Below are 706 nucleotides of genomic sequence, written 5' to 3' on the forward strand. Positions count from 1 at the left end.
CTGCTGTGTGCACGCGGCCCTGGCCATGCGTGAAGACGGCTACGAAACCATCATGATCAACTGCAACCCGGAGACCGTGTCCACCGACTACGACACCTCCGACCGGTTGTACTTCGAGCCGATTACGCTGGAAGACGTGCTGGAAATCATTCACGTCGAGAAGCCCAAGGGCGTGATTGTCCAGTACGGCGGCCAGACCCCGCTGAAACTGGCCCGCGGCCTGGAAGCGGCCGGCGTGCCCATCATCGGCACCAGCCCGGACGCCATTGACCGTGCCGAGGACCGGGAACGGTTCCAGCAGATGATCACCCGCCTGGGCCTGAAGCAGCCGGAAAACGCCACCGTGCGCAGCCACGAGGAAGGCATCCTGGCAGCCAGAGAGATCGGCTACCCGCTGGTGGTGCGTCCGTCTTACGTGCTGGGCGGTCGTGCCATGGAAATCGTCTACGACGAGGAAGAGCTGGTACGCTACATGCGCAACGCGGTGCTGGTCTCCAACGACAGCCCGGTGCTGCTGGACCACTTCCTGAACGCCGCCATCGAGGTGGACATCGACGCCATCTCCGACGGTAAAGACGTGGTGATTGGTGGCATCATGCAGCACATTGAGCAGGCCGGCGTTCACTCCGGTGACTCCGCCTGTTCACTGCCGCCGTACACCCTGTCCCAGCAGGTTCAGGACGAAATGCGCGATGCCGTCAAGAAG

General features: G+C 62.7%; 1 protein-coding gene. It reads left to right on the forward strand.

The genetic code is table 11. From position 1 onward, the window contains the following. Positions 1-706: carbamoyl phosphate synthase preATP-grasp domain-containing protein (locus MDHKLMBL_RS20670; protein WP_500684321.1), on the forward strand; the 706-nt coding region annotated here is incomplete at both ends.

This window comes from Marinobacter flavimaris (genome assembly GCF_002933295.1).
In the GTDB taxonomy this organism is placed as follows: domain Bacteria; phylum Pseudomonadota; class Gammaproteobacteria; order Pseudomonadales; family Oleiphilaceae; genus Marinobacter; species Marinobacter flavimaris.